The sequence below is a fragment of the Massilibacteroides vaginae genome (genome assembly GCF_900178525.1).
GTDB classification, from domain to species: Bacteria; Bacteroidota; Bacteroidia; order Bacteroidales; family Tannerellaceae; genus Massilibacteroides; species Massilibacteroides vaginae.
In genome coordinates this window covers 563,079-588,353 of sequence record NZ_FXDJ01000008.1, presented here as the reverse complement: position 1 = coordinate 588,353, position 25,275 = coordinate 563,079, and the positions used below count along the sequence as shown (strand labels likewise).

Sequence of the window (25,275 nt, the reverse complement as noted above, 5' to 3'; positions counted from 1 at the left end):
ATACAACAATCCCTACATAATGTGAATTATGTAGGGATTATACCTAAATATGATGATTTATATGTTGTTAAGCATGGTTGTTAAACATAGTTATTTTTTCATCCGTGTGAAAAAACGAACTATTTCGCCCAGCCATAACACAATTGAAGTGCCTGCAATGATTATTCCCCAGTCTTCCCACGTTAGCGGAACAACACTAAACATTTGTCCACCGAAAGTTACAATAAGGTACTGTCCAACAATGATTAAGAGTGAAACAAATAGAAATACCTTACTGTCGTTAAAGTCACTGAATGCTGATTTTTTATCACTGTATGCTTTGGCATTAAACATATTCCAGAATTGCAGCATAACAAAAATGGTAAAGAACATGGATAATTCATAGGGTGATAGTGTACCGTCCTGATAGAAATACAATAAAACACAAACGAGGAACACAACGAAAAGTATACCTACACCGAATATATTGTAAGCCATTTCTTTAGTGATAATAAAATCACCATTTGCACCGCTTTTACGCGGTTTGTTTTTCATCACGTGCTCCTGAGGAGGTAATGACGCAAGAGCAGCAGCGGCAAATGTATCCATAATCAGGTTTACCCATAACATTTGAGTTACGGTAAGCGGAGATTCTGTTCCCAAAATTGATCCGACCAAAACAATAATACATGCCACCACATTGATTGTTAATTGGAACAACAGGAATTTTTGAATGTTCCTGTATAACGAACGCCCCCACATAACAGCGCGAGTGATGCTGCTGAAGGAGTTGTCTATGATTGTGATATCACTGGCTTCTTTGGCAACAGAAGTTCCATCGCCCATAGAAAGACCTACCTGAGCGGCTTTCAATGCCGGAGCATCGTTGGTTCCGTCTCCGGTAACAGCCACAACAGCGTCTTTTTTCTGTAATAATTGAACAAGTCTCTGCTTATCCGTTGGGCGGGCCCGACACATTATCTTCAGATCGAGTACACGATCTAATGCTTCTTCGTCGCTTAAGGCTTCAAATCCGGGACCGGTAATGATGTTTCTTTCTGTGTCTTTTTCCGGTTCCCAAATACCAATCTGGCGGCCGATTTCTTTTGCAGTTCCCGGAGTATCACCCGTTACTATTTTAACAGAAATGCCTGCGTTCAAACAACTTTTAACCGCATCAGGAACATCTGAACGGACAGGGTCTGAGATTGCAACGATACCCAGATAAGTCAAATCAGTATCCTGAACCAATCTTCCTTCAGTAAAGAAACTGCCTGTGTGATTATCATCAATAATCTGATAAGCAAATCCTAATGTACGCATCGCCTGATTCTGATAATCGAGCAATTGTTGTTCAATTCCGGATTTAACTTCAGCTACAGTTTTGTAATTACCTTCGGTAGCTACGCGTTTACAGTTTGCCAGAACAATTTCCGGAGCTCCTTTAACATAAAGAACTTTCTTACCTAATAAAGGAGAGGTCACTACCGTGGCCATATATTTACGTTCGGTTGAGAATGTCAACTGCTCGACAATAGGAGCGCTTTCGCGAAAATTAAGGTAGTTTTGATTTTGGCTATTCAACCACAACAATAAGGCTGCTTCAGTAGGGTTTCCTAACGTTTTAACTTTGTCTTCCGAATAGTCCAGATAAGCGGTAGAGTTTACAGAAATACCTTCCTTAATCAAGTTACTTAGTTCATCGTCTTTTAGTAGTTGATCAGGCAGGTTGTAGAAGTTTGTTTTATACACTTGCATCTGGTTTTGCGTAAGTGTTCCCGTCTTATCTGTGCAAATAACCGTAGTTGCTCCCATTGTTTCACAAGCATGCATCTTACGAACAAGATTATTCGTTTTCAACATCCGATTCATACTAAGTGCCAAACTCAATGTTACACTCATAGGCAACCCTTCCGGCACGGAAACAACGATCAAAGTAACCGCAATCATGAATATATTCAATACATGACTGATCATATCCATTAGAGGAAGGTTCGGTTGCGTTAAGAACATTTTAGCAACCAACGCGATAAAAGTCGCTCCGGCTATTGTATATCCTGCTTTACTGATAATTCCGGCTAATCCTTTTAACTGAATCTGAAGTGGTGTTTCTACATTATTATCGATCTGCGAACCTTCGTACACTTTTCCATAACTGGTCGCATCGCCAACTAATTCTACTTCCATCACGCCGTGTCCGTCTACCACTGTTGTGCCTCGCATAACCATATTCGACGGGTAAGTCGCTTCTTCATCAAAGTCGGCTTCGTTGGTTGTTTTAGCAATTATAGGTTCACCGGTCAGCGTTGATTCGTTAATTTGCAAAGAGATCGCTTCAATCAGATGACCGTCTGCCGGAATTTCCTCACCGGTTTCAAGCAGAATAATATCTCCTACTACTACATCTTTACGTGTAACCTGGCAGATGTTTCCGTTTCGGATCACTTTAACCTGTATATCGTCATTTACGGTGTTGAGTACGTCAAATGCTTTGTTCGCTTTTACTTCAAAGAAGAAGCCAACGCCACTTGCCAGAATAATGGCAAAAAAGATACCGATTGGTTCAAGAAAAGCGGTAAATCCTTTTGCCTCAGGTCCCCAACAGTGTACTCCGGCGATGATCATAGACAGAAACCAGGCAACAAGCAGTATTCGTATAATCGGGTCGTCAAATTTTTCCAGAAACAGGCTCCATAAGGAAGTTTTTTTAGGGGGTGTTAAAATGTTCTCTCCATGTAAACGCCTGCTTTCTTCAACTTGTTCGTCGTTTAATCCTTGAAACGATTTTTTGCTATCCATACTTTTGTGATGTGTTAATATGAATGCAAAAATACAAAGTTCCTGCTATTTATACACGTTTAGTTCTTTTATTTAAGCTATTAGCATATAAACATCTGATTAAACCGGGGGCGGTTTACTTGTCTAATCCGATACCCGGCAAATCATTAAGTGTTATTACCCCATCCACAACCTTGGCCCCGCTAAACAGGTCGTTAGCGATTAATAGATTGCCATCCAGATCGGCCCAGTCTACAGCAGGAGAAAGTTGAGAGGCGGCAGAAATAGCACAAGAAGTTTCCGTCATACATCCGATCATAACTTTCATGTTACACGCGCGGGCAACGGTCAATATTTTGTGTGCCTCTCTCATGCCTGTACATTTCATCAGTTTGATATTTACACCCGTAAAAGCCCCTTTCAGTCGCATTACATCGTGTAGTCTCTGGAAAGATTCATCTGCAAAGATGGGGAGTGGACTTTGTTCGGTTACCCAGGCGGTATCATCTAAATTATACTTTGGCATTGGTTGCTCTATCATAACAATCCCTTTTTCTTTTAGCCAGTAGATCATATCTAACGCCTGATGTTTGTCTTTCCATCCCTGGTTTGCATCAATAGCAATAGGTTTGTCGGTTACCGAGCGTATAGCGTTAATGATCTCTTTATCATTGTCACGCCCAAGCTTAACTTTCAAAATATTATATAACCCTGCTGCTTCACGTGTTTTTTGCTTAACGACTTCTTCTGTGTCGATGCCTATTGTGAATGTTGTTGAGGGCGTGTTCAATTTATCTAATCCCCATAGTTTATGCCAAGGTTGTCCAACTAATTTGCCGACAAGATCATGCAGGGCGATATCAACAGCAGCCTTGGCCGCTGTGTTGTTTTCAGCTATTTTATCAACATAAGTCAGGATATCGTCAAGCAGGAATGGACTTGAAAACTGATTGAGGTCTATTTTTTTTAGGAATTCGATTACAGAAGCCTGACTTTCCCCCAGATAGGGTGGAAGAGAAGCTTCGCCATAGCCTGTAACACCTTCGTAAGTTATTTCGGCTAGTACAACAGGTGTGGTTGTTCTTGAAGAATTGGCAATAGTGAATACATGTCTTAGTTGCAAGTCGTAAGGCTTGAAACTTAATTTCATCTTGCTGCTTCCTTTGTTTTCAGAAATAGATTTAGGCTGAATTAATAAAGTTGCCGGCAATGAACCTGCAATACTTGTTCCGATTGTGGCAAATGTTGCTTTTTTTAAGAATGCCCGTCTGGAGTTTTTCATATTGTTTTATTGAATTTTGTAAAGGGGGTTGTCTGAAATACGTTGAATACCTTCCGAACCAACTGATCCGAAAATACGTGAAGCACTTAGTAGCTCTTTTGTGTTTAGTTCATCGTAATTCGGTTTGTCCGGATCTAAGCTGTTGATTTTGATAAAGCCGGAAGCGTGAATAAATTCCTTGTTGCCGATGTAAAACGCGACGTGTCTTACTCTTTCCGGTTTGTCAGGTGTGGCAGCTTTGCCGAAAAAGAGTAGATCTCCCGGACAAAGATTATCGTATCCGTTAGTAATATCAACCGGAGTGCCGGTTTTTGCTTGTTGAGAAGCATCGCGTTGTAAAATTACTCCGAATTCAAATAAAACAGACTTTGTAAATCCGCTGCAGTCTAATCCTTTTACAGATGTTCCTCCCCATGTATAAGGTATTCCTTTCATGCGAAATGCTGATTCAAGCAAAGTAGCTTCACTTAAATCATGACCGGCCAACCAGTCCTCAATTGTTTTAGCCTGATCTTTTAAAACGTATCCTTTTCGTCCGTCGGGATAAATAACCCGGTAAAAATTGCCCACCTCTTCGTCTAACCTGAGCATATTGCCATACACCAGATCAGATACGGTTTGTTGTTTTTTATCTGCTGTTTCATAACAGAATCCATAGAAATCGGTAAAGATAATTTTGGGAGCCGAAGTCCAAGTGTTGAACTCCTCTTTGGTCATAGGCACAAAAGTGTTGGATGGAATCCATGAAACATACCCTTCACTGCTTTCAATTTGCCACCAACCATCGTGTTCAAGGGTTTTTACAGGAGAGCCCAGCAATAGTTGAGTGGCCATTCCGCTCGAATAACTGTTTTTGGTACGTGTATCTGCTACCGATACATTAACAACACCAAACGTTTTATCTCCTACGTTTTTCCCCGACACGGTTTCTTGTGCACATTCGGTACGATTCGTTTTACCGCTTTCCGTACAGGAAAACAATACCGGTAAAAGGAGACTAAATAAAAATAAAGAAAAGGTTCTAGTCATAATGATAATCTATTTTAAAATGTAAAAATACAAATTTTATTTATTTAAGGTTTCAAATTAAACCTTTTGTGTCTTTTTTGTCTTATATATATAGAGTGTTTAGTTTTTAAGGTTATGAAGATTAGTAGGTTTTTGATTATGTTAGGGATTGTCTCCTTTCTTGGGGGACAGTCCCTTTTTGCTCAGGATAAGCAAGAAGAAAAGAAGCAACAAGTAAAAGACTTGATAGAGAGTGGTACTTATCGCGTAGACATTGATCGCGCTTACCCCATGGGCGGGCGTTCTGTCAATCTGACTTCTCTTTATAGCATTGATATTAAGGGAGATTCTATTTATTCTCATCTTCCTTATTATGGGCGTGCTTATTCTGTTCCCTATGGCGGTGGTAATGGTATGCGGTTTGAAAAACCCGTAATGGATTATAATGTTTCTTTCGACAAAGACGATAAAGCAACCGTAGTATTTTCAACCCGTTCGGATGACGATAGATATGAATTCAGGATTCAGATTTATTCAAACGGAACCGCGACGGTTTTTGTTCAACCTACGAATAAACAAAGCATTACTTATCATGGAGAGATTAGGTTGAAGCAGGAGTGAATAAACGTCCCTGCCAGGTTTCTCGCTCAGCTAAACGTTTATGTACCTTCGCTGTGAATTCATAATTCTTCAACCCCCAGTCCGGCGCTATCAATAATTCTTTGGGGGACTGCGATACAAACCTCTCTACAATAATAGAGGGGTTTAATCTTTCTATAAAGTCGATCACCAGATCAATGTATTCGTCTACTTCATATAGGTGGAAATCGCCCGGTCTTTTTGAAAAATCATACGCCATCTTAGTATGACGAATCAACTGTAGTTGATGCAGTTTGAGTGTTGTTAAGGGCAACGCGGATAATACATCCGCATGATGCAGTATTTCTTCTCTGCTTTCACCCGGCAGACCGAGTATCATGTGGGCTCCGGTATAAATACCCTTGGCTGCTGTCCTACGAATCGCTTCTTCCGATTCAGCATGCGTGTGCCCCCGGTTTATTAATTCCAACGTCCGGTCTAATGTGCTTTCTAATCCATATTCAATCATCAGGAATTTCCGTTTGGCCAGCTCAGCAAAATAACAGAGTAAGTCTTCCGGCATACAATCCGGACGGGTACCAATGATTAATCCGGCTACGTTAGGGTAGGATAGTGCCTCTTCGTATTTGGGGATTAATTTATCAAACCGTTCATACGTATTAGTGTATGCCTGAAAATAGGCTAAGTATTTCATGTCGGCATATTTCCGGGAAAAGAAACCAACCCCTTCATCCAACTGTTCGCCAACCCCTTTTTCTGTATGACAATAATCCGGACTGAAGGTCTGATTATTGCAATAAGTACATCCTCCGCGCCCTTTTGTTCCATCCCGGTTAGGACAGGTAAAGCCCGCGTTAACAGAAATCTTCTGAACTTTATAAGGAAATATATTTTTCAGGAAATCCCCGAAATCATTGTATCGTTTACTATCTTCTGCCACAGCGCAAAGATAAAAAAGAAATACAGGTTGTTGAATAAATAAGACAGGAATGAAAGTTAAAAAAACAATGCATGAGCATTTATCAGCCTATAGCATTATCTCCCCAAACTATTCAGTATATAGTTCCCGCATACGTTTGAGGTCAACATTCAATTGATTTGTCAAGTAATTATCCACTCCGCCGTATTCGTTGTCAATGACTTCGAATGCAGCCGAAATATATTCTTTACGAACCTCAAAAAGCGGTTTGAGAAAAGGCATTTGAGCTATTATATCTGTATACTTATCTTTTAGACATTCATTGGTCAGCATATAATCATCGATAATCAGCTTTCGATCTACTCCCAGAGAGGCAAGAAATAAAGCTGCTCCAAATCCGGCCCTGTCTTTTCCGGCCGAGCAATGGAAAAGAAGCGGCGTGTTATTATCGTCCATCAGCAGGCGGAAAAATTCCTTATAAGCTTTCTGGTTTTCCCTTGCGAGGTATTTATTACCATCCACAAGCGCGGTTTCCGCTAATTCCGGTGTGATGTTTTGCATACTTATGATATCCCCGGTCTCAATCGGCAGAGAAACCTGATTTACGAGTGAAGTCGGAGTTCTGTCGGGAGCAGAAGCGATTTCCTGCGGATCACGGAAGTCGATATATGTTTTTAGCGGAATAGCATTAAAATAGTCCAGATCGCTATCTGTCAGGAGATGCAAATCCCCCGACCGGATAACTTTTCTCCATTTAACTTTCTTATTATCCGCTGCCGGATATCCTCCCAGATCCCGCACATTATAAGCCCCTTCAATAGGCAATGCCCGAGTGGGTTCTAAACGGTTTCTGTTAGAACAAGAAGAATAAGTCATAGCTATAAATAATAGAATAATACGACATAAGTGTTTCATAATTCGCTATACAATAAAGGGCTGAATATGTAATAACAAATTAACCCTTGGCTGCTTTACGCTTGTTGTCTTTTTTCGCTAAGAGGAATACCTGATATACGAAATCAACAATCCATTGTTCGGAATATCCCAAGGCTTCTTGATATTTACGTACACTCCAAGCTGCTTTTTGGATAGAAATATCTTTCCATTCCGACTGATTTAATATTTTATGAATTGTTTTAGCGGTCATCTTCTTAAGCAAACCATTAAAGAGCATTGACAAACGAAAACGTATATTCATCAAACTTTCCATTGTCGTAAACAACTCGCTGTTGAATCCCTGAAATTTATAGAAATAACTATTGATGTCGTTTGGTGTTTTACAGTTTCTTTTGATAGAACGGTCTATTTCTTTGAAAAACTCCTCGTTCAACTGATAATCCTGCATTAAAACTTTGCGGGCACGTGACTTTTCGGCTACTCCCAGTTTTCCACCTTGTGTAGGAATTTTCAACATACGTTTAAATAAAGCCATATCGGGCAGCATGTTCAGGTTTGTTATCCCTAATTGAGTAGCGATTACGGATTGATAATAAACCCGGATCAATGTCATAAACTCTTCCGTATGGTGAGCTGAAATTTGTCCCGAATCTTCGGATTTTTTATTGAAAAGTCTGGAAAATAGTCCCATGTTATATTATAAGTTAGTTGATTATGCAATTGTTTCGCACAAAATTAGCAGTATTTTTTCAATATCTTTGCCCTAATTTCGAATTCTTAGCGACTATCTTGGTTTAAAACGATATTAATGAATACAAAAGCAACAGAACAGCATCCATTAGGTTTCTTTTTGCCCGAACAAGCAAAATTGTTGATGTTAGGAAGTTTTCCTCCGCCTCGGGCACGATGGAGCATGAATTTTTATTATCCGAATATCCAGAACGATATGTGGCGGATCATGGGTTATTTGTTCTTTCAAAACAAGAATTACTTTCAGGTAGAAGGCAAAAAAGCGTTTGATGAATCGCGTGTTCGAAAGTTCTGTATCGATAAAGGGATTGCGTTGGGAGATACTGCCGTAGAGATAATTCGACTGAAAGACAATGCGTCAGATAAATTTCTGGAAGTAGTAACTCCGTTTGATCCTGCAAACATCCTTTCTCAGATACCTGCCTGTCGGGCCATTGTTATAACAGGGCAAAAAGCGATGGACACCTTATTATCTGTTATACCTGCGGAAGAACCATCCGTCGGAGGCTTTACCAACTTTGAATTTGGCGGAAATGACATGAAATTATTTCGGATGCCTTCCTCTTCAAGAGCCTACCCGAGACCCATTGAAGAGAAAGCCGAAAGTTATTCCGCGATGTTTCGCGAATTAGGATTGCTCTGATTTTATCTGCCGAATGTTACACCGATTCGTGCACCCATAACCGGATAAAAACCATTATAACCAAATCCAAAAATAGAATCGAACAAAGAATTATTATTGGAACTAAGATTGCCCGACCTACCTACCCCAATATAGGTTTCAACAAAGATTCTATTTGCTATTGGCGTTCCAACACCGAAATAGAGGTTGCCGGCTAATTTGTTGAATTTATCATTCACAATACCGTAATTATAGTTGTAAAAGACGAGTCCGTCTTCTTTATATTCTGTGAAAGAGTAGCTTTTGCGTCCGGTTTTATAATGTCCGTAAAAAAGATCAGCTCCCACATATATGATGTTGCGTACAACATAATATTTATAAGTGAGGTCTGCACCAAAACCCTTTAAAGATCGAAGATTATCATGATTTATGGTGTTTCTTGTATCCCAGGTTTTATTGTCTCTTTCCGGCAAATAAAAGGCTGATAAGCCTATTCCTACCCAGTGTTGAGGGTTGTTCAGTGCCCTTTCAATACTTAGTTTATACTCACCATCAAATAAAAGCAGAGGCTTTGTGGACAGGATATACCGGGGGAATTGCGGCTCTGTTGCATGCATTTTAATTCCGATTCCGGCTAAAAACAGGGAAACTGTTATTATCAATAATTTATTCATACTCATTCTCCCTTTACCTCAATTTTACTTACATACTTCAATTGCTCACCTGTGTAATCCAACTGATAGAAGCCGCCTGTAGCGCTGACAAGCAATAAACCATCTAAAGGGATTACATCATACGTCTCTACGTTCTTCATTTCTGTGATGTAACTAAGGTCGTCTATCCATTCGGGTGTGATGGGATCACTGATGTCAAATACTTTTATACCTGCAGTTTTGTCGCAAACAAATAGCTTATTTCCATCTATACCCAGTCCTTTCGGATGGTTCATTGGGATTGTCTTTTCCAATACCGGTTTAATCGGATCTGTAATATCATAAATATCCAGAACATTCATGTCGCTTCCACACCATGAACCGTCTGTATTCAATGTAACATAGGCATAATTGCCACTGGCAACCACCGGGTCGCAGCTTCTGAAATGTTGTGTTTTAGACATGGAAATGGGAAATGTGGGACGTTGGATATTATAAATATAAAGTCCGTCTTGCGAGCCAATCAGAAGCAAAGTGTCTCTCGTTGAAATGGTTTCTACTCCAAAGTCCAGATGCTGATCTTTTCCGCTTAAATATTTGGGATGTTGCGCATCCGAAAGGTCGAAAAGTTTTAAAGTGTGGGTGTCTACAGTATATAAAACGTCTCCACTGATTGTGAAACGTGCCATTGAACCGCCTTTGCCGGAACCATCCGGTGAGTTAAACCCGACGTCTGAGTTTTCAGAACAACCATAAAATAAGGATGCCGCTGCAAGAGAAGCTGTCAATAGTATAAATGTATTTTTTTTCATAATCTGTTTGTTGTTTTTTTCCATCCCACTAAAATCGTATTAGCAGGGCGATTTCCGTAATAATAGAAGTTTTCAGGAGAACCGGGTTCCGGAAAAACGTCTCTGATACGTTCGGTCACTTCTCTTGTTTCCAGATTAAATGCTACCAGATCAACTGCATTGTCTAAATAGAGGGTGTTTCCTTTAACCGCGATATCTATACATCCCGGAGCAATAATAAAACCGACTTGTTTAGGATTTGCAGGTGTACTGTTGTCGATAACATGAATTCCCTTGTATTTTTCATTAATAAAGATGTAGTTGTCTTTACAATAAATTTTCCCCGGATTAATTAAATCCCGGCTTTTCTGTTCGAAAAAAACAGACCTTTCCAGTTCGGAACGTTCCATAAAAACAGCCGTGTAACTGCCTTCGTGAAAATCAGGTCCGACGGAAGAAGTGCTGAGTAAAAGCGTCCCTATCAGAAAGAGACATGGAAGTAGTGATTTCATTTTTCTTTTCATAGGATTATAGTTTATGTTTTACATTAAGGTCGTATGAAACTCACCTAATCATTCGTTTTGGTATAAACGAATGTATTGCATGTTCGTTTCACATTATGTGGAATTAAAGGTTAATTAAATCCTCATAATAAGGAAGATGCATGAAATAATAAAAACGCTGCCTGGAATTCAGACAGCGTTTTTATTATTCTTTGGAAAATTTAAACCGGCTTTTAAAACTCATCTACTTTTAACGTTGTTCGGAAACTGTCTAATTGTTTTTGTAGTCGGTTTTGGGTTTCTGTGTGGTTTGTGTTTCCGTACAGGTTTTGTAATTCGTTCGGGTCGTTTTGCAGGTCGTATAGTTCGTTGCAGTTTACTTCCCCTTTTTCTCCATAAAAATGAATTAGTTTGTATCGGTCGTCTCTTACGCCATCGTGCCTTTGAACTTGATGTACCGCCGGAAAGTCGTAATAATGATAGTATAAGTACTTGCGCCAGTTTGCCGGTTTATTTCCGTTTAAAATAGGCAGTAAAGACGCGCCTGACATTTCTTTTGGAGCCTCAATATTCGCCGTGGCTAAATAGGTCGGGGCGTAGTCGATATTTTGCACCAATAAATCACATTCGGTTCCTTTCATATCCGTACTTGTATTCGGATGACGAATAATCAGTGGGGTGCGGAAAGACTCTTCATACATGAAGCGTTTGTCGAACCAGCCGTGTTCACCCATATAAAAACCCTGATCAGAAGTGTATACAATAATGGTATTATCCATCAGCCCCTCTTTCTCAAGATACGCAATCAAGCGTCCCACTTCATCGTCGATGGATTTTATGCATCTCAGGTAATCCCTCAGGTAACGTTGGTATTTCCATTTCAGTAAGTCGTCACCTTTCAGATTTTGTTTGATAAACTTTTCATTTGACGGACCGTATGCTGCCATCCAGGCTTTGCGCTGCTCTTCGGTCATGCGGTCTAATGAGGCAAACAAACCCTTGCTATTCGGTTCGTTTTTATACGCTTCCACATTTTTTAGTTCGCTAACCTTCAGGTCGTAAATAAGGGTCATGTCGTCGTCAATACGCATTTCCTGATTATGTGCAGCCTCACAACGCGTAGAATAATCATCGTAAAATGTTTCCGGGAAGGGAAACTCTACGTCTTCATATAAATCGAGGTATTTAGGTTCCGGCATCCAGTTTCTATGCGGTGCCTTGTGATGAACTAACAAACAAAAAGGTTTCTCCTGCTCCCTGTTTTCCAGAAAACGTATGGCATGATCAGTTGTCAGTGTTGTAGCATACCCTTCTTCTTTGATATACTTTCCGTTACTCTCCGGGCTTTTGAATGCCGGATTGTAATAATCTCCCTGATCCCATAGAACATGGTAGTAATCAAACCCTTTCGGCTCGCATTGCATGTGCCATTTGCCAACCACTCCCGTTTGATAACCGGCGTCATGCAGTAGTTCGGAGAAAAACACTTTTGTTGTATCAATTCCTTTACCAAGCTGTCTTTGACCATTTTGGTGACTGTATAGTCCGGTCATCAAACAAGCCCTGCTTGGTGTGGAAAGTGAGTTTTCTACAAACGCTTTTCTGAATAAAACGCCCTCCGACGCAAGACGATCTATGTTTGGCGTAGGTGCCAGGCGTGAAATAGGATGTCCGTAAGCACTTATCGTCTGAAACGAATGGTCGTCCGTCATTATATGTATAATGTTTAGCGGTTTTACCGCTGCTTTTTGCTGGCCACCACCGCAAGCGGATAATAAAACAACAGGTGTGATGAATGCTCCGGTTTTGAGAATATTATTCATTGATATTGGTTTTTTTAGATAAAAGTTAGTGCGTTAAATTACTAATGGAACTCCAGAAAAACAAATGTACTCTCCGGATAAAGAAAAAAGAGGGGTTTTATTCGTATTTATGCGGTGTTTATAGTGTGACTTTCAAAAATCCGACTACCTTTGCACCCGCATTACGGAAGTAGCTCAGTTGGTAGAGCACTGGTCTCCAAAACCAGGTGTCGGGAGTTCGAGCCTCTCCTTCCGTGCTTCCTCCCCCTTTTTTTATCCAAGAAAAAATATTTTCCACCCGTTGTATAGGCGTAATCAAACCAAATTTCGTTTGTTATTTACCTGTTACGGACGACTCCCATCCCTTCCATAATTTGTATTTTTCTATTTCGCCTTTTATTTGATTCAGACAAAAAAGAAAAACGGCAGCGTCGTCTATATAACCACCAATGGGGATAAAATCAATAATCAGATCCATTGGAGACAGTATATAAAGCAAAGCAGCGCCGGCCGCAGTGATAACATACCACGGCACTTCTCTGTATCTGCCGTGATAGTAATCGCTGATCATAGAAAATAAAACCTTGAAATCATCCCAAAACTGGTGTAGCTTTTTTTGCTTCCTGAATTTGGATTCAAGCTCTTTTTCTTTTTCTATAACTTTATTGACGTCTTCTTTTGAAAAGCTTTTCTGCCTTCTTTCCAACTCGTCTTTTGCTTTTTCTTCCGAATAATTATCCATTTGACATGGCTAAGAGCCTGTTTAAATTTTGCTCGTTGTTGTTTTGAGAATTGTTTTCGAGGATATTTTCTTGTTTTGAAGAGGAGCATAGCGGGCTATGTGACGAAATAAAACAAGTGAATAGACCGAAAAGAAACTCAAAACAGGACGAAAAAACAACATAATATTATTTTTCGGAAAATTTAAACAGGCTCTTAAACTTTTTTTTTATTTAATAGGTAAATAGATACTTGATGCTTTGATTCCGTGCCGAATGAGTTTTCCGGCCTTCACCAGCGAATTCAAGTCTTTCAGAGCGATATACCGGGTACAATTGTTCAAATTCATGCTGTCCGAACTTTGAATACAATTGTTTTTTTCCACATAATCAAGTATTTTTTTCAAACGATCAGCTTCTTCAGACGTTTTTCTGTTTTTATCGTTTTCCGAACGTTCAAACTTTAACGCTTTCAGTTCATTGTTCAGGTTGATGCTACTTTTGAAATTTACTTTCTTAAATCGAAGCTTGCTTGCGTTGATTTTGGTTGGATCTTCGATATCTTTCGGGCAAGAGATTGAAATGTTGAACAATCCGATACCTTCGAGTTCAACCGTGTTGCCTTGAGCGAGAAACGTTTTCAGTACTTGAGAGAATGCCGCCAGCATTCCTTTAACATCCGCGCTGCTGAATGATGACATCTCGCTGATGGTAAGAATTAATTGTTCTGTTTTAACGGCCTGATCACTGACCGGGCGTACGTGATATTTCTTTTTACCGTCTTGTTGAGGATTTGGTGTTTCGTGAATTGAATACTTAACTATTGCCATTTTAATTTGATTTAGTATACGATGTTTTTATTTTTTAATCCTATGTATTTGAATATATATCCTATGTTTTCCTTTTTCTATATATATAGAAAAACTTTACCACAAATATAGAACAGTTTTTCCACAACTGTAGAAAAACTGTTCTATATTTATAGAAAAAGAAAAACAACCTATGTTTTTATTCGTTCATTAGTATCGTTTTATTTTTATATAGGTTTTAATTTGTTTCTTTTAAGAATACTTCTTTCCTGCTTTTCTTATACCTTTGCATGCACATTTTTTATTATAGCGTATAATAATACAAAATCAGATATAATCATTATGTACAGAACGAGAACGTGCGGCGAGTTGCGCCTGCAAGATGTTGGCCGGGAAGTAGTATTGGCCGGATGGGTGCAAAAAGCCCGTAAGATGGGTGGGATGACTTTCGTTGATGTCCGCGACCGTTATGGTATCAGTCAGGTTGTTTTTAATCAGGAGGTTAATGCGGTATTGTGTGAAGAGGCAAGTAAACTGGGGCGCGAGTTTGTTGTGCGTATCTCAGGGAAAGTTGCCGAAAGATCAAGTAAAAACGCACATATCCCGACCGGTGAAATTGAAATAATCGCTTCTTCTCTTGATGTGCTGAACGCGTCGGCAACGCCACCGTTCACCATTGAAGATGATACAGACGGAGGGGATGATCTGAGGATGAAATACCGTTATCTCGATCTTCGTCGTAATCCCGTGCGTCAGAATCTGGAATTGCGCCACAAAATGACCCTTGAGGTGAGAAGGTATCTTGATTCCTTGAATTTTCTTGAAGTGGAAACTCCTGTGTTGATTAGTTCTACGCCTGAAGGAGCAAGAGATTTTCTTGTGCCCTCACGTATGAATCCGGGACAGTTTTATGCCTTGCCCCAATCTCCGCAAACGTTCAAGCAGTTGTTGATGGTATCCGGTTTTGACCGCTATTTTCAGATTGTAAAATGTTTTCGTGACGAAGACCTTCGCGCGGATCGTCAGCCTGAGTTTACACAGATCGATTGCGAAATGAGTTTTGTTGATCAGGAAGACGTGTTGACTACCTTTGAAGGAATGACTAAACATTTGTTCAAGGCTATCCGCGGCATAGATATTGAAATTCCTTTCAAACGAATGACCTGGCATGATGCGATGAAGTATTATGGAAGTGACAAACCGGACTTGCGTTTCGGAATGGAGTTTGTGGAATTGATGGACGTGTTGAAAGGTCATGGTTTCTCTGTGTTTGATGATGCCGCTTATGTTGGAGGTATCTGTGTTGAAGGCGCTGCAAGCTACACGCGTAAACAACTGGATGCGTTGACGGATTTTGTGAAGCGTCCGCAGGTGGGAGCCAAAGGAATGGTGTATGCCCGTGTTGAAGCAGACGGAACCGTTAAGTCGAGTGTCGATAAATTTTATACGCAGGAAGTATTGCAAGATATGAAGGCGGCTTTCGATGCGAAGCCCGGTGACCTGATTTTGATCCTTTCCGGCGACCAAATAATGAAAACAAGAAAGCAATTGTGCGAACTTCGTTTGGAAGTAGCGTCACAATTAGGCTTACGCGATAAAAATAAATTTGCCTGTCTTTGGGTTGTAGATTTCCCTCTGTTTGAGTGGAGTGAAGAAGATAACCGTTTCTATGCAATGCATCATCCGTTTACCTCTCCGAAGGCGGAAGATATACCTTTGCTTAGCACTGATCCGGGAGCCGTTCGTGCAAATGCTTATGATATGGTTATTAATGGGGTAGAAGTAGGAGGCGGATCAATCCGTATTCATAACAGCGAATTGCAGCATAAAATGTTTGAACTGTTAGGCTTCACACCCGAGCAGGCGCAAGCACAGTTCGGCTTCCTGATGAACGCGTTTAAATACGGAGCACCACCGCACGGAGGTTTGGCTTATGGTCTGGACCGTTGGGTGTCGCTGTTTACCGGATTGGATTCCATCCGTGACTGTATTGCGTTCCCCAAAAACAACTCAGGTCGCGACGTAATGATTGACGCGCCATCGAACATCGACCTCAAACAATTGGAAGAGTTAAGTATCCGGGTTGAAGTAAAAGAATAATGGTTTGTATCATATAAAAAATAGAGGCGCGTTGTTATGCGTCTCTATTTTTTTTACCTTATATTAATGCTTTCTTTTAAAATCTTTATATTTGTGATAAAGAGATAAACGATATGTACAAGATTAAGGATATATTGCGGGAAATAGAAACGTTTGCGCCGCTTCCGTTACAGGAGAGTTATGATAATGCCGGAGTGCAAGTTGGAGATGTGAATCAACTTGCCACCGGAGCTTTGCTTTGTCTGGACGTTACCGAAGAGGTGGTAGAGGAAGCGATTGCTTTGGGGTGTAATCTGATTATAGCCCATCACCCGTTGATATTTAAACCCTTAAAGAGGCTGACAGGCGGTAGTTATATAGAACGTTGTGTGATTAAAGCTTGTCAAAATGATATGGTGATCTATGCTGCGCATACCAATCTGGATAACGCGAATGGCGGAGTGAATTTTTACCTGGCGGATATGCTTGGCTTAAAGAATGTTCGAGTGTTGAATCCCCAAAAAAACGCTTTGTTGAAGTTGGTTACTTTTGTTCCGGAGGCTTATGCCGATGTGGTGCGCAATGCGTTGTTTCATTCCGGTGGCGGTAGTATCGGGAATTATGACTCGTGCAGCTATAATTTGAAAGGTGAAGGTACTTTCAGGGCGAATGAAGGCTGCAAACCGTTTTGCGGAGAGGTAGGAGAGATGCATTATGAAACTGAAATCAGAATTGAAACGATACTTCCTGCTTTTAAAAAGGCGGCGGTTACCCGCGCTTTACTTTCGGTGCATCCTTATGAAGAACCGGCTTTTGATTTTTATCCTCTGGCTAATTCATGGAATGAAACCGGCTCGGGTATTGTGGGTGAACTGCCCGAAGAGGAAGATGAGTTTTCATTCCTGTCACGACTGAAAGACTTATTTAATGTAGGTTGTGTAAAACATTCAGCATTAAGAAATAAACCGGTTCGTGAAGTGGCTCTTTGCGGAGGTAGCGGAGCGTTTTTGATTAACGACGCGATTGCTTACGGTGCAGATGTGTTTATTACGGGAGAGGCGAAATACAATGATTTTTATGATGTGGAAAACCGTATTTTATTGGCTGTGATAGGGCATTACGAATCCGAACTTCATACAAAAGATATCTTTTATAATTTGATTTCGAAAAAAATGCCTACCTTTGCCCTACATTTTTCGAATGTTAATTCAAACCCGGTTAAATATTTATAGAATGGCTACAGATAAAAAGTCAGCTGAAAAAGAATATACAGTTGAAGAAAAGCTTTCTACGCTATACCAGCTTCAGACAATGATGACTGAAGTGGATAAAATTAAGACGCTTCGTGGTGAACTTCCTTTAGAAGTACAAGACCTGGAGGACGAGATCGCAGGGCTGGAAACGCGTCTTCATAACTATCAGTTGGAGATAAAAGAATTTGACGCTTCTGTTATTGAACAGAAAAACAAAATCACGGAATCTACCGGATTGATTGAAAAATACAAAGGACAGTTGGATAATGTTCGTAACAACCGCGAGTTTGACAATTTGTCTAAGGAAATTGAATTCCAGGGATTGGAAATTGAGTTTTCTGAAAAGAAAATCCGTGAATTCAAAGACACGATAGAATTGAAGCGCGACGAAATAGCTAAGATTGCTGAAACATTATCAGGTCGTAAAGGTGACCTGGACCAGAAAAAAAGCGAACTCGATGAGATTATTTCTGAAACCAGACAGGAAGAAGAAAGACTAAGAGAGAAAGCTAAAAAACTGGAAGCAGCTATCGAACCTCGTTTGTTGACTGCCTTTAAACGTATTCGTAAAGGTGCGCGCAATGGTTTGGCTGTTGTTTATATTCAACGTGATTCTTGTGGTGGTTGTTTTAATAAAATTCCACCCCAGAAGCAGATGGATATTAAACTACGTAAGAAAATTCTCGTTTGTGAGTATTGCGGGCGTATTATGATAGACCCGGAACTGGCAGGTGTTGACGAAGTATAAATTCAAACTATACGATACGAAAGATTAGGGATGCATTTGTGTCCCTATTTTTTTATAAATGAAAAACGAAGTACGAAAGTATATTGAAAAACACAAGCTGCTGACGATGGATAAACCGGTTGTCGTTGGCTTAAGTGGGGGGGCTGATTCTGTGGCACTTTTGAGTGTGCTTTGTGAGCTTGGTTATACTTGTATGGCAGCACATTGTAATTTTCATTTGCGCGGAGAGGAATCCAACCGCGATGAAATGTTTGTTCGTCGTTTTACTGAGAATTTGAGTGTGCCTTTTTATAAAGTCGATTTTCAGACAAATGAATATGCTGCTGATAATCGGATTTCTATCGAAATGGCAGCAAGAGAGCTGCGTTATCAATGGTTTGAGCAATTGCGTGTGGAGCTTTCTGCGCAAGCTATCGCAGTGGCTCATCACGAACAAGATAATGTGGAAACGGTATTGCTTAATTTAATTCGTGGCACGGGAATTAAGGGACTTACCGGAATGTCTCCCCGAAACGGATTGGTAGTTCGCCCCTTATTGACTGTTAAAAGAGCCGATATACTGGCTTGGCTGAACAGGCGGGAGGTTGCTTATGTAACCGACAGTACCAATCTTGCTGATGAATACACCCGGAATTTCTTGCGTATACGTGTTATTCCTTTGTTAGAGAAGCTCAATCCGTCGGTGTCTCAGGCAATTATACGAACTGCTGATAACCTGAGTGAAACAGAAGCGATCTATGCTTATGCTCTTGACGAGATCAAAAAAAAGGTGCAAACCGGTAAGGATACCTTATTAATAGCGCCATTATTAAATACTCCCGCGCCAAAAACGGTCTTGTACGAATTGCTGAAGCCTTATGGTTTTAACAGGTCAGTGGTAAATGATATTTTTTCTGTTTTACAGGGTGAGTCCGGAAAACGTTTCTTTTCTGATGAATTCCAATTACTGAAAGATCGCGATCGATTGCTGATCAAACCTTTGACGGAATCGGTAGCCGCAGGTGGTGATCAGTTATTGTATGAAAACGATACGAGAATAACAGATCCTATACAACTAACACTGAAATACGAACCTTTTCAGGAAGGATTCAGCATTAGCAAAGACAAACATATCGCTACACTTGATCCGGATAAATTGGCGTTTCCGCTTTCACTGAGACGATGGAGAGAAGGAGATTGGTTTGTGCCATTCGGGATGAAAGGGCGAAAAAAACTAAGTGATTACTTTACAGACAGAAAATTAAGCTTGTTTGAAAAAGAGAATATCTGGCTCCTTTGTAGTGGAGATAATATTGTTTGGATTATCGGAGAACGGATTGATAATCGGTTTTGTGTAGATAAAAACTCGGAACAAGTACTTGTGATTCATTTTTTTGAGTAAATCAGGAGGTTATATAAAAAAGATTCTTTACATTTGCGCAGATTTCTCCGCTAATATGTTGCAAATAGAGTCAGATTAGCTAAACAATCCGGTATTATTATAATTTACTATTTACTTTTTATCAGCAATAAACGCAATGATAAGGTTGTTCACATGTTTATATGTAGTAACATGAACATACCATTATTATCTTATCTTTATTATTATTACTTCGCAATATGCAGAAATATAACATCTTAGAATTGAATGAAAAACTTCTTCCGGAATTACAGAAAATTGCCGAAGAATTAGGAATTAAAAAAATCAGCTCTTTACGTAAAGAAGAACTTGTTTATAAAATATTAGATGAACAAGCGATATCTTATGCCGGTTTACAAGCTGAGAAAGAAAAAAACAAAGAAGCTAAAAAGGCTGTAAATCAGTCAAAAACAAAAAAAACGACTAAATCTGAAGCCCCTAAAGAAAAAGCAGTAGCCAAAGAAAAGAAAACAGAAAGTTCTAAAACAACAGAACCTAAATCTGTGCCTGAAGTAAAGGGAGAAGAAAAGTCAACTAAAAAAGAAACAAAAGAAAAACCTAAAAAACCTCGTATCGAAAAGAAAAAAGAAGAGGTTAAAAATGAGGTGGTGGTTGTAGAAACTAAAGAAGAAACAGTTGCTGAAAAGAAAGCTCCTGTAGTAGTAAAGAAGCCTGCCCCTGTAGTAGCCGTAGTTGAGGAGGAAACTCCGGTTGTTGAAGAAAAGGCGAAAACTGCTCCTGTTCCTGCTCCGGTGGCGAAGAAACAAGTGGCGGAAGAACCAAAGAAAACGAATCCTGTCGCTGAAAAAGCTTCGCCTGTCCCAGCGGAAGAAAAAACCGAAAATAAACGTGTTTTCTTCAGACATCCGGATGCGAATTCGCTTCTTGATCAGATGTTTCCGATGGCTTCTTCTACGCCTAAACAGGAACAGCCACGTCAGGCCGCAGCTGAACAAACTGCTGCTCAACCTGCAAATACAAATCGTCAAAATAATAACCGACAGAACAATAATCACCCTGCTCCTAAAGCCGGAAATGCTAACCCGCAAGAAAAACCGTATGAATTCGATGGAATACTTATTGGTTCGGGCGTGTTGGAAATGATGCCGGATGGATATGGTTTTCTGCGTTCGTCGGACTTTAATTACCTGACTTCTCCGGATGATATTTATGTATCACAATCACAAATTAAGTTATTCGGACTTAAAACAGGTGATGTTGTTGAAGGACCGATTCGTCCTCCAAAAGAAGGAGAAAAATACTTTCCATTAGTAAAAGTTGACCGTATTAACGGACGTACGCCGGAAGAGGTGAGAGATCGTGTTCCTTTTGATCATTTGACACCGCTTTTCCCAGATGAAAAGTTTATGCTTACGGCTAAGAAATCCAATAAGGTAAATGATCAGATAGCTGTTCGTGTTGTTGATCTGTTCTCACCGATCGGTAAAGGACAACGCGGATTGATCGTAGCACAACCGAAAACAGGTAAAACGATGCTTCTGAAAGATATCGCGAATGCTATTGCGGCTAATCATCCTGAGGTTTACATGATCATTTTGTTGATTGATGAACGCCCGGAAGAAGTTACTGATATGGCTCGTAGTGTGGACGCAGAAGTTATTGCATCTACTTTTGATGAACCGGCAGAAAGACATGTGAAGATTGCGGATATCGTGCTGAACAAAGCAAAGAGAATGGTGGAATGCGGACATGATGTTGTTATACTGTTGGATTCAATCACTCGTTTGGCTCGTGCATATAATACAGTACAGCCTGCTTCAGGTAAAGTGTTGTCCGGAGGTGTTGACGCGAATGCGCTTCAAAAGCCTAAACGTTTCTTTGGTGCTGCCCGAAATATCGAAAACGGCGGTAGCCTCACTATTCTGGCAACCGCATTAACCGAAACGGGCTCGAAGATGGACGAAGTGATTTTTGAAGAGTTTAAAGGTACGGGTAATATGGAATTGCAGTTGGATCGTAAATTGTCTAACAAACGTGTTTACCCTGCTGTTGATATTACTGCTTCAAGTACTCGTCGCGACGATTTACTTCAGGATGACAATACGCTAAACCGTATGTGGATTCTTCGTAAATACCTGGCTGATATGAATTCAATGGAGGCTATGGAGTTTGTGAAAAAACGTATGGAACAAACGTATGACAATATGGAGTTCTTGGCTTCAATGAATAGCTAAAAATATTTTCTAATATACTGAATGCCTGATAGGGATAATCCTGTCAGGCATTTTTTTTGTGATCTTTATGATTAGTGTAAAAACAGTGATTGAATTTCTTTGTCTTTTCATGTCTTTTTCATAAACAAATATGGATTTTTAACTGTTTATTAATATATGAATAAACAAAAATGAAAAATTTTATGAATCGAACTTTATTAGTTAGTGTTTTGACTTTGATTAGTTTCTTTACTTTTGGACAAACGGATGAGCAGGGATATGTTGATGGAGCTTGGGACTTGAAGGGTGTAACCGGAATGAATTTGTCTCAGACAACTTTGAGTAACTGGTCTGCCGGAGGGGAAAATGCAGTAGCAGGTAATATCTATTTAAATGGTGCCTTAAAGCGTAAAAGTGGTAACTGGCTTTGGGTAAATACACTGGTTCTCGAATATGGCTTATCTAAACTAGAAACGGATGGTACAAAGAAGACCAATGATAATATTGATTTCTCTACACAATTGGGTTATTCTACCAATAACAAGCTTTTTTATACAGCGATGGGATCTTTCAAAACCCAATTTTATAAAGGATATAAATATCCCGATAAATCGAAGATCATTTCAAATTTCATGGCTCCTGCTTATTCTAATCTTTCGTTAGGTATTGAGTACAGACCTAAGGCTAATTATTCAGTCTATTTCTCGCCGGCATCGGCCAAATTAACGTTTGTACAAGATGACTATTTGTCGGGAATCGGAGCTTTTGGTGTTGATCCGGGTGATAAGTTCAGAGCCGAAGTAGGTACTTATCTGAAAGCACGAGTTGAACAAGGGGTGATGGAAAATGTGAGTCTTATTTCTACATTGGATCTATTTACCGCCTATGATAAGTCGTTTGGTAATATTGATGTAAACTGGGATGTTCTTATCAGTATGAAAATAAATAAGTTCCTTTCTGCTACGCTTAACGCGACGCTCAAATACGATGATGATGTTAAGTTTGTAGATAAGGATGGAAAATCGCAAGGTCCGAAAATTCAATTTAAAGAAATATTAGGCGTAGGTTTAGCGTATAATTTCTGATTGAAAAACTCTGGATAAAACGAACGTAATGGTCTGTTGTTTGTTTTTCATTACGTAAGTTTAAAATTAGATATAAATATCTTCTATTTGTTAATAAGTTAAATTGAATACAAATTGAAAGCAAAAACATTATATTTGTTTATTACTAAAAACCAATAAAACAATAATAGATATGGTACATGATATAGATATGCTTCGGAAGTTTTATTCCGGCTTTGCTGAAAAAGTAAGCCATGCTCGTAATAACATAAATAAATCAATGACCCTGGCAGAGAAAATTCTTTATGCCCATCTTTATAACCCACAAACAATTCAATCGTATAAGAGAGGTGAAGATTATGTGAATTTCCGTCCGGATAGAGTAGCTATGCAAGATGCTACCGCCCAGATGGCTTTACTTCAGTTCATGAACGCAGGGAAAGAAACTTCTGCAGTACCTGCTACCGTACATTGCGACCACCTTATTCAGGCAAATATGGGTGCTAAAGCTGATATTTCGACAGCAACTGATAGTAATCGGGAAGTATACGATTTCCTTAAATCTGTTTCAAATAAATACAACATTGGTTTTTGGAAACCGGGAGCTGGTATTATTCATCAAGTAGTACTGGAAAATTATGCGTTTCCCGGAGGAATGATGGTCGGCACAGATTCGCATACACCAAATGCCGGTGGTCTTGCAATGATTGCCATTGGAGTAGGAGGAGCTGATGCAGTGGATGTGATGAGTGGTATGGAATGGGAACTGAAAATGCCTAAACTTATCGGCGTAAAACTGACAGGTAAATTGAACGGATGGGCTTCTCCTAAAGATGTTATTCTGAAAGTAGCCGGAATTCTGACTGTTAAAGGGGGAACAAACTCCATTATTGAATACTTTGGAGACGGAGCTTCTTCTCTTTCTGCTACAGGAAAGGCTACAATTTGTAATATGGGTGCTGAAGTTGGAGCAACCACTTCTTTGTTTGGGTTTGATGAAAACATGGCTGCTTATTTGCGTAACACCGGACGTAGTCAGATCGCAGAATGGGCAGAAAAAGTAGCCGAACATTTACAACCGGATCCGGAAGTAATTGCTTCGCCGGAGAAATATTATGACCAGGTGATTGAAATCAATCTATCTGAACTTGAACCTTACATTAACGGACCGTTTACTCCGGATGCTGCAACTCCAATTTCTCAATTTGCTGCAATCGTTAAGGAGAAAGGATACCCACGTAAAATGGAAGTTGGCTTGATCGGTTCTTGTACGAACTCGTCTTATCAGGATTTAAGTCGTGCCGTTTCCATTGCTCGTCAGGCCAGAGCCGAGCAGATTGAAGTAGCTGCTCCTTTAATTATAAATCCGGGATCTGAAATGATCCGCTATACAGCGGAAAGAGACGGGATATTAAATGACTTCGAACAAATCGGCGCTGTTATTATGGCGAATGCCTGCGGACCTTGTATTGGACAGTGGAAAAGGCATACGGATGATAATACGCGTAAAAACTCAATTGTGACATCTTTCAATCGTAACTTTGCTAAACGGGCTGATGGAAATCCGAATACCCATGCGTTTGTTGCTTCTCCCGAATTAACATTGGCGCTTACGATAGCGGGTGATTTATGTTTTAATCCATTGACAGATACGTTAAAAACGAAAGATGGTCGGGAAGTAAAACTCAAAGAACCGGTAGGTTCTGATTTTCCTGCAAACGGATTTGCTGTAGAAGACAACGGTTATATTGCTCCAGGACAAAGTAATGAAAATGTTCAGATTGCCCCGGATTCAAATCGCTTGCAAGCTTTATCGCCTTTCTCTAAGTGGGACGGGAAAGACTATTTAGATTTACCTCTATTGTTGAAGGCTGAAGGAAAATGTACGACAGATCATATTTCAATGGCTGGTCCATGGTTGCGTTTCAGAGGTCATCTGGAAAATATTTCGGATAATATGCTGATGGGAGCAATCAATGCTTTTAATGGAAATGCAAATGCTGTATTGAATGGTCTGACCGGTGAATATGAAGGTGTTTCTTCTGTTGCAAAACAATACAAAGCAAAAGGAATTTCTTCTATTGTTGTAGCCGAAGAAAACTATGGAGAAGGGTCTTCTCGTGAACATGCTGCAATGGAACCCCGTTTCTTGAATGTAAAAGCAATATTGGTAAAAAGTTTTGCGCGTATTCATGAAACGAACCTCAAGAAGCAAGGTATGCTGGCCTTGACCTTTGTTAATAAAGGGGATTATGATAAAATAGCCGAAGGAGATACGCTTTCTGTTATTGGATTGGCAGAATTTGCTCCGGGAAAACAGTTGACCGTTGTGGTGAAACACAAAGATGGTTCTGAGGAATCATTCCCGGTTAATCACACATATAATGATTTACAAATTGAATGGTTTAAGGCAGGAAGTGCATTGAACTATTTGAAAACTAACTAA

21 protein-coding genes and 1 tRNA gene are annotated in these 25,275 nt (G+C 39.8%); 10 read left to right on the top strand and 12 right to left on the bottom strand.

From position 1 onward, the window contains the following. Positions 1 to 90: 90 nt before the first annotated feature. The 3 genes from B9Y81_RS07790 to B9Y81_RS07780 form a co-directional block, all read right to left on the bottom strand. Positions 91 to 2,778: a calcium-translocating P-type ATPase, PMCA-type gene (locus B9Y81_RS07790; protein WP_085536415.1), complete on the bottom strand. Its 2,688-nt coding sequence runs from the start codon at positions 2,776 to 2,778 to the stop codon at positions 91 to 93. A gap of 115 nt (positions 2,779 to 2,893) precedes the next feature. Next, the gene (locus B9Y81_RS07785; protein WP_085536414.1) at positions 2,894 to 4,039 is read right to left on the bottom strand and encodes a dipeptide epimerase; all 1,146 of its coding nucleotides are present in this window, start codon (positions 4,037 to 4,039) and stop codon (positions 2,894 to 2,896) included. Positions 4,040 to 4,045: 6 nt separating this feature from the next. Beyond that, the gene (locus B9Y81_RS07780) at positions 4,046 to 5,068 is read right to left on the bottom strand and encodes a C40 family peptidase (RefSeq protein WP_085536413.1); all 1,023 of its coding nucleotides are present in this window, start codon (positions 5,066 to 5,068) and stop codon (positions 4,046 to 4,048) included. Positions 5,069 to 5,182: 114 nt separating this feature from the next. On the opposite strand from B9Y81_RS07780, the gene B9Y81_RS07775 reads away from it, so the two are divergent. Further along, on the top strand, positions 5,183 to 5,668 hold the full coding sequence (locus B9Y81_RS07775) for a DUF4251 domain-containing protein (protein WP_085536412.1): 486 nt from the start codon (positions 5,183 to 5,185) through the stop codon (positions 5,666 to 5,668). On the opposite strand, the gene B9Y81_RS07770 is transcribed toward B9Y81_RS07775, so the two are convergent. The 3 genes from B9Y81_RS07770 to B9Y81_RS07760 all read right to left on the bottom strand — a co-directional run bounded on the left by B9Y81_RS07770 (position 5,649) and on the right by B9Y81_RS07760 (position 8,154). Next, positions 5,649 to 6,587: a tRNA modification radical SAM protein MnmL/YtqA gene (locus B9Y81_RS07770; RefSeq protein ID WP_085536411.1), complete on the bottom strand. Its 939-nt coding sequence runs from the start codon at positions 6,585 to 6,587 to the stop codon at positions 5,649 to 5,651. The two genes, B9Y81_RS07775 and B9Y81_RS07770, sit on opposite strands and share 20 nt — an antisense overlap. A gap of 108 nt (positions 6,588 to 6,695) precedes the next feature. Next, entirely contained in the window at positions 6,696 to 7,481 is a 786-nt protein-coding gene (locus B9Y81_RS07765) for a tyrosine-protein phosphatase (protein WP_085536410.1), read from the bottom strand. A 40-nt stretch (positions 7,482 to 7,521) separates the two neighbouring features. Then, positions 7,522 to 8,154 (bottom strand): hypothetical protein, encoded by a 633-nt coding sequence (locus B9Y81_RS07760; protein ID WP_085536409.1) that lies wholly within the window; start codon positions 8,152 to 8,154, stop codon positions 7,522 to 7,524. A 117-nt stretch (positions 8,155 to 8,271) separates the two neighbouring features. On the opposite strand from B9Y81_RS07760, the gene B9Y81_RS07755 reads away from it, so the two are divergent. Continuing rightward, positions 8,272 to 8,856, top strand: coding sequence for a uracil-DNA glycosylase family protein (locus tag B9Y81_RS07755; protein ID WP_085536408.1), 585 nt, complete (start codon positions 8,272 to 8,274; stop codon positions 8,854 to 8,856). A 2-nt stretch (positions 8,857 to 8,858) separates the two neighbouring features. Here B9Y81_RS07755 and B9Y81_RS07750 read toward each other — a convergent pair whose 3' ends face one another. The 4 genes from B9Y81_RS07750 to B9Y81_RS07735 all read right to left on the bottom strand — a co-directional run bounded on the left by B9Y81_RS07750 (position 8,859) and on the right by B9Y81_RS07735 (position 12,605). Next, positions 8,859 to 9,509 (bottom strand): hypothetical protein, encoded by a 651-nt coding sequence (locus tag B9Y81_RS07750; RefSeq protein ID WP_139822904.1) that lies wholly within the window; start codon positions 9,507 to 9,509, stop codon positions 8,859 to 8,861. A gap of 2 nt (positions 9,510 to 9,511) precedes the next feature. Further along, complete coding sequence (locus tag B9Y81_RS07745; RefSeq protein WP_085536406.1) at positions 9,512 to 10,300, bottom strand: LVIVD repeat-containing protein; 789 nt, start codon at positions 10,298 to 10,300, stop codon at positions 9,512 to 9,514. Continuing rightward, positions 10,297 to 10,803: an LVIVD repeat-containing protein gene (locus tag B9Y81_RS07740; protein WP_085536405.1), complete on the bottom strand. Its 507-nt coding sequence runs from the start codon at positions 10,801 to 10,803 to the stop codon at positions 10,297 to 10,299. The genes B9Y81_RS07745 and B9Y81_RS07740 overlap by 4 nt, the downstream gene beginning before the upstream one ends. 212 nt (positions 10,804 to 11,015) lie before the next feature. Beyond that, positions 11,016 to 12,605 carry a sulfatase family protein gene (locus B9Y81_RS07735; RefSeq protein ID WP_085536404.1) on the bottom strand — a complete coding sequence of 530 codons (1,590 nt, stop codon included), beginning with the start codon at positions 12,603 to 12,605 and terminating at the stop codon, positions 11,016 to 11,018. Positions 12,606 to 12,768: 163 nt separating this feature from the next. Between B9Y81_RS07735 and B9Y81_RS07730 the strand changes: the two genes are divergently transcribed. Then, positions 12,769 to 12,841 (top strand) — tRNA-Trp (locus B9Y81_RS07730). 77 nt (positions 12,842 to 12,918) lie between these two features. Here B9Y81_RS07730 and B9Y81_RS07725 read toward each other — a convergent pair. Both B9Y81_RS07725 and B9Y81_RS07720 read right to left on the bottom strand, forming a co-directional pair. Then, entirely contained in the window at positions 12,919 to 13,326 is a 408-nt protein-coding gene (locus B9Y81_RS07725; protein ID WP_085536403.1) for a YkvA family protein, read from the bottom strand. Positions 13,327 to 13,533: 207 nt separating this feature from the next. Continuing rightward, the gene (locus tag B9Y81_RS07720) at positions 13,534 to 14,133 is read right to left on the bottom strand and encodes an HU family DNA-binding protein (RefSeq protein ID WP_085536402.1); all 600 of its coding nucleotides are present in this window, start codon (positions 14,131 to 14,133) and stop codon (positions 13,534 to 13,536) included. Between the two features lie 321 nt (positions 14,134 to 14,454). On the opposite strand from B9Y81_RS07720, the gene aspS reads away from it, so the two are divergent. The 7 genes from aspS to B9Y81_RS07685 all read left to right on the top strand — a co-directional run bounded on the left by aspS (position 14,455) and on the right by B9Y81_RS07685 (position 25,275). After that, the gene (gene aspS / locus B9Y81_RS07715; protein WP_085536401.1) at positions 14,455 to 16,212 is read left to right on the top strand and encodes an aspartate--tRNA ligase; all 1,758 of its coding nucleotides are present in this window, start codon (positions 14,455 to 14,457) and stop codon (positions 16,210 to 16,212) included. 113 nt (positions 16,213 to 16,325) lie between these two features. Next, the gene (locus B9Y81_RS07710) at positions 16,326 to 17,423 is read left to right on the top strand and encodes a Nif3-like dinuclear metal center hexameric protein (RefSeq protein ID WP_085536400.1); all 1,098 of its coding nucleotides are present in this window, start codon (positions 16,326 to 16,328) and stop codon (positions 17,421 to 17,423) included. Position 17,424: 1 nt separating this feature from the next. Then, positions 17,425 to 18,192 carry a zinc ribbon domain-containing protein gene (locus tag B9Y81_RS07705; protein WP_085536576.1) on the top strand — a complete coding sequence of 256 codons (768 nt, stop codon included), beginning with the start codon at positions 17,425 to 17,427 and terminating at the stop codon, positions 18,190 to 18,192. A gap of 58 nt (positions 18,193 to 18,250) precedes the next feature. Continuing rightward, the gene (gene tilS / locus B9Y81_RS07700; RefSeq protein ID WP_085536399.1) at positions 18,251 to 19,573 is read left to right on the top strand and encodes a tRNA lysidine(34) synthetase TilS; all 1,323 of its coding nucleotides are present in this window, start codon (positions 18,251 to 18,253) and stop codon (positions 19,571 to 19,573) included. 218 nt (positions 19,574 to 19,791) lie between these two features. Further along, the gene (gene rho / locus B9Y81_RS07695; RefSeq protein ID WP_085536398.1) at positions 19,792 to 21,786 is read left to right on the top strand and encodes a transcription termination factor Rho; all 1,995 of its coding nucleotides are present in this window, start codon (positions 19,792 to 19,794) and stop codon (positions 21,784 to 21,786) included. A gap of 182 nt (positions 21,787 to 21,968) precedes the next feature. Then, complete coding sequence (locus tag B9Y81_RS07690; RefSeq protein WP_085536575.1) at positions 21,969 to 22,850, top strand: DUF3078 domain-containing protein; 882 nt, start codon at positions 21,969 to 21,971, stop codon at positions 22,848 to 22,850. 172 nt (positions 22,851 to 23,022) lie between these two features. Beyond that, positions 23,023 to 25,275 (top strand): aconitate hydratase, encoded by a 2,253-nt coding sequence (locus B9Y81_RS07685; RefSeq protein ID WP_085536397.1) that lies wholly within the window; start codon positions 23,023 to 23,025, stop codon positions 25,273 to 25,275.

Coding starts and splice junctions, on each gene's coding strand:
- B9Y81_RS07790 (WP_085536415.1), bottom strand. CDS start 2,778: ATGGATAGCAAAAAATCGTTTCAAGGATTAAACGACGAACAAGTTGAA.
- B9Y81_RS07785 (WP_085536414.1), bottom strand. CDS start 4,039: ATGAAAAACTCCAGACGGGCATTCTTAAAAAAAGCAACATTTGCCACA.
- B9Y81_RS07780 (WP_085536413.1), bottom strand. CDS start 5,068: ATGACTAGAACCTTTTCTTTATTTTTATTTAGTCTCCTTTTACCGGTA.
- B9Y81_RS07775 (WP_085536412.1), top strand. CDS start 5,183: ATGAAGATTAGTAGGTTTTTGATTATGTTAGGGATTGTCTCCTTTCTT.
- B9Y81_RS07765 (WP_085536410.1), bottom strand. CDS start 7,481: ATGAAACACTTATGTCGTATTATTCTATTATTTATAGCTATGACTTAT.
- B9Y81_RS07760 (WP_085536409.1), bottom strand. CDS start 8,154: ATGGGACTATTTTCCAGACTTTTCAATAAAAAATCCGAAGATTCGGGA.
- B9Y81_RS07755 (WP_085536408.1), top strand. CDS start 8,272: ATGAATACAAAAGCAACAGAACAGCATCCATTAGGTTTCTTTTTGCCC.
- B9Y81_RS07750 (WP_139822904.1), bottom strand. CDS start 9,509: ATGAATAAATTATTGATAATAACAGTTTCCCTGTTTTTAGCCGGAATC.
- B9Y81_RS07745 (WP_085536406.1), bottom strand. CDS start 10,300: ATGAAAAAAAATACATTTATACTATTGACAGCTTCTCTTGCAGCGGCA.
- B9Y81_RS07740 (WP_085536405.1), bottom strand. CDS start 10,803: ATGAAAAGAAAAATGAAATCACTACTTCCATGTCTCTTTCTGATAGGG.
- B9Y81_RS07735 (WP_085536404.1), bottom strand. CDS start 12,605: ATGAATAATATTCTCAAAACCGGAGCATTCATCACACCTGTTGTTTTA.
- B9Y81_RS07725 (WP_085536403.1), bottom strand. CDS start 13,326: ATGGATAATTATTCGGAAGAAAAAGCAAAAGACGAGTTGGAAAGAAGG.
- B9Y81_RS07720 (WP_085536402.1), bottom strand. CDS start 14,133: ATGGCAATAGTTAAGTATTCAATTCACGAAACACCAAATCCTCAACAA.
- aspS (WP_085536401.1), top strand. CDS start 14,455: ATGTACAGAACGAGAACGTGCGGCGAGTTGCGCCTGCAAGATGTTGGC.
- B9Y81_RS07710 (WP_085536400.1), top strand. CDS start 16,326: ATGTACAAGATTAAGGATATATTGCGGGAAATAGAAACGTTTGCGCCG.
- B9Y81_RS07705 (WP_085536576.1), top strand. CDS start 17,425: ATGGCTACAGATAAAAAGTCAGCTGAAAAAGAATATACAGTTGAAGAA.
- tilS (WP_085536399.1), top strand. CDS start 18,251: ATGAAAAACGAAGTACGAAAGTATATTGAAAAACACAAGCTGCTGACG.
- rho (WP_085536398.1), top strand. CDS start 19,792: ATGCAGAAATATAACATCTTAGAATTGAATGAAAAACTTCTTCCGGAA.
- B9Y81_RS07690 (WP_085536575.1), top strand. CDS start 21,969: ATGAATCGAACTTTATTAGTTAGTGTTTTGACTTTGATTAGTTTCTTT.
- B9Y81_RS07685 (WP_085536397.1), top strand. CDS start 23,023: ATGGTACATGATATAGATATGCTTCGGAAGTTTTATTCCGGCTTTGCT.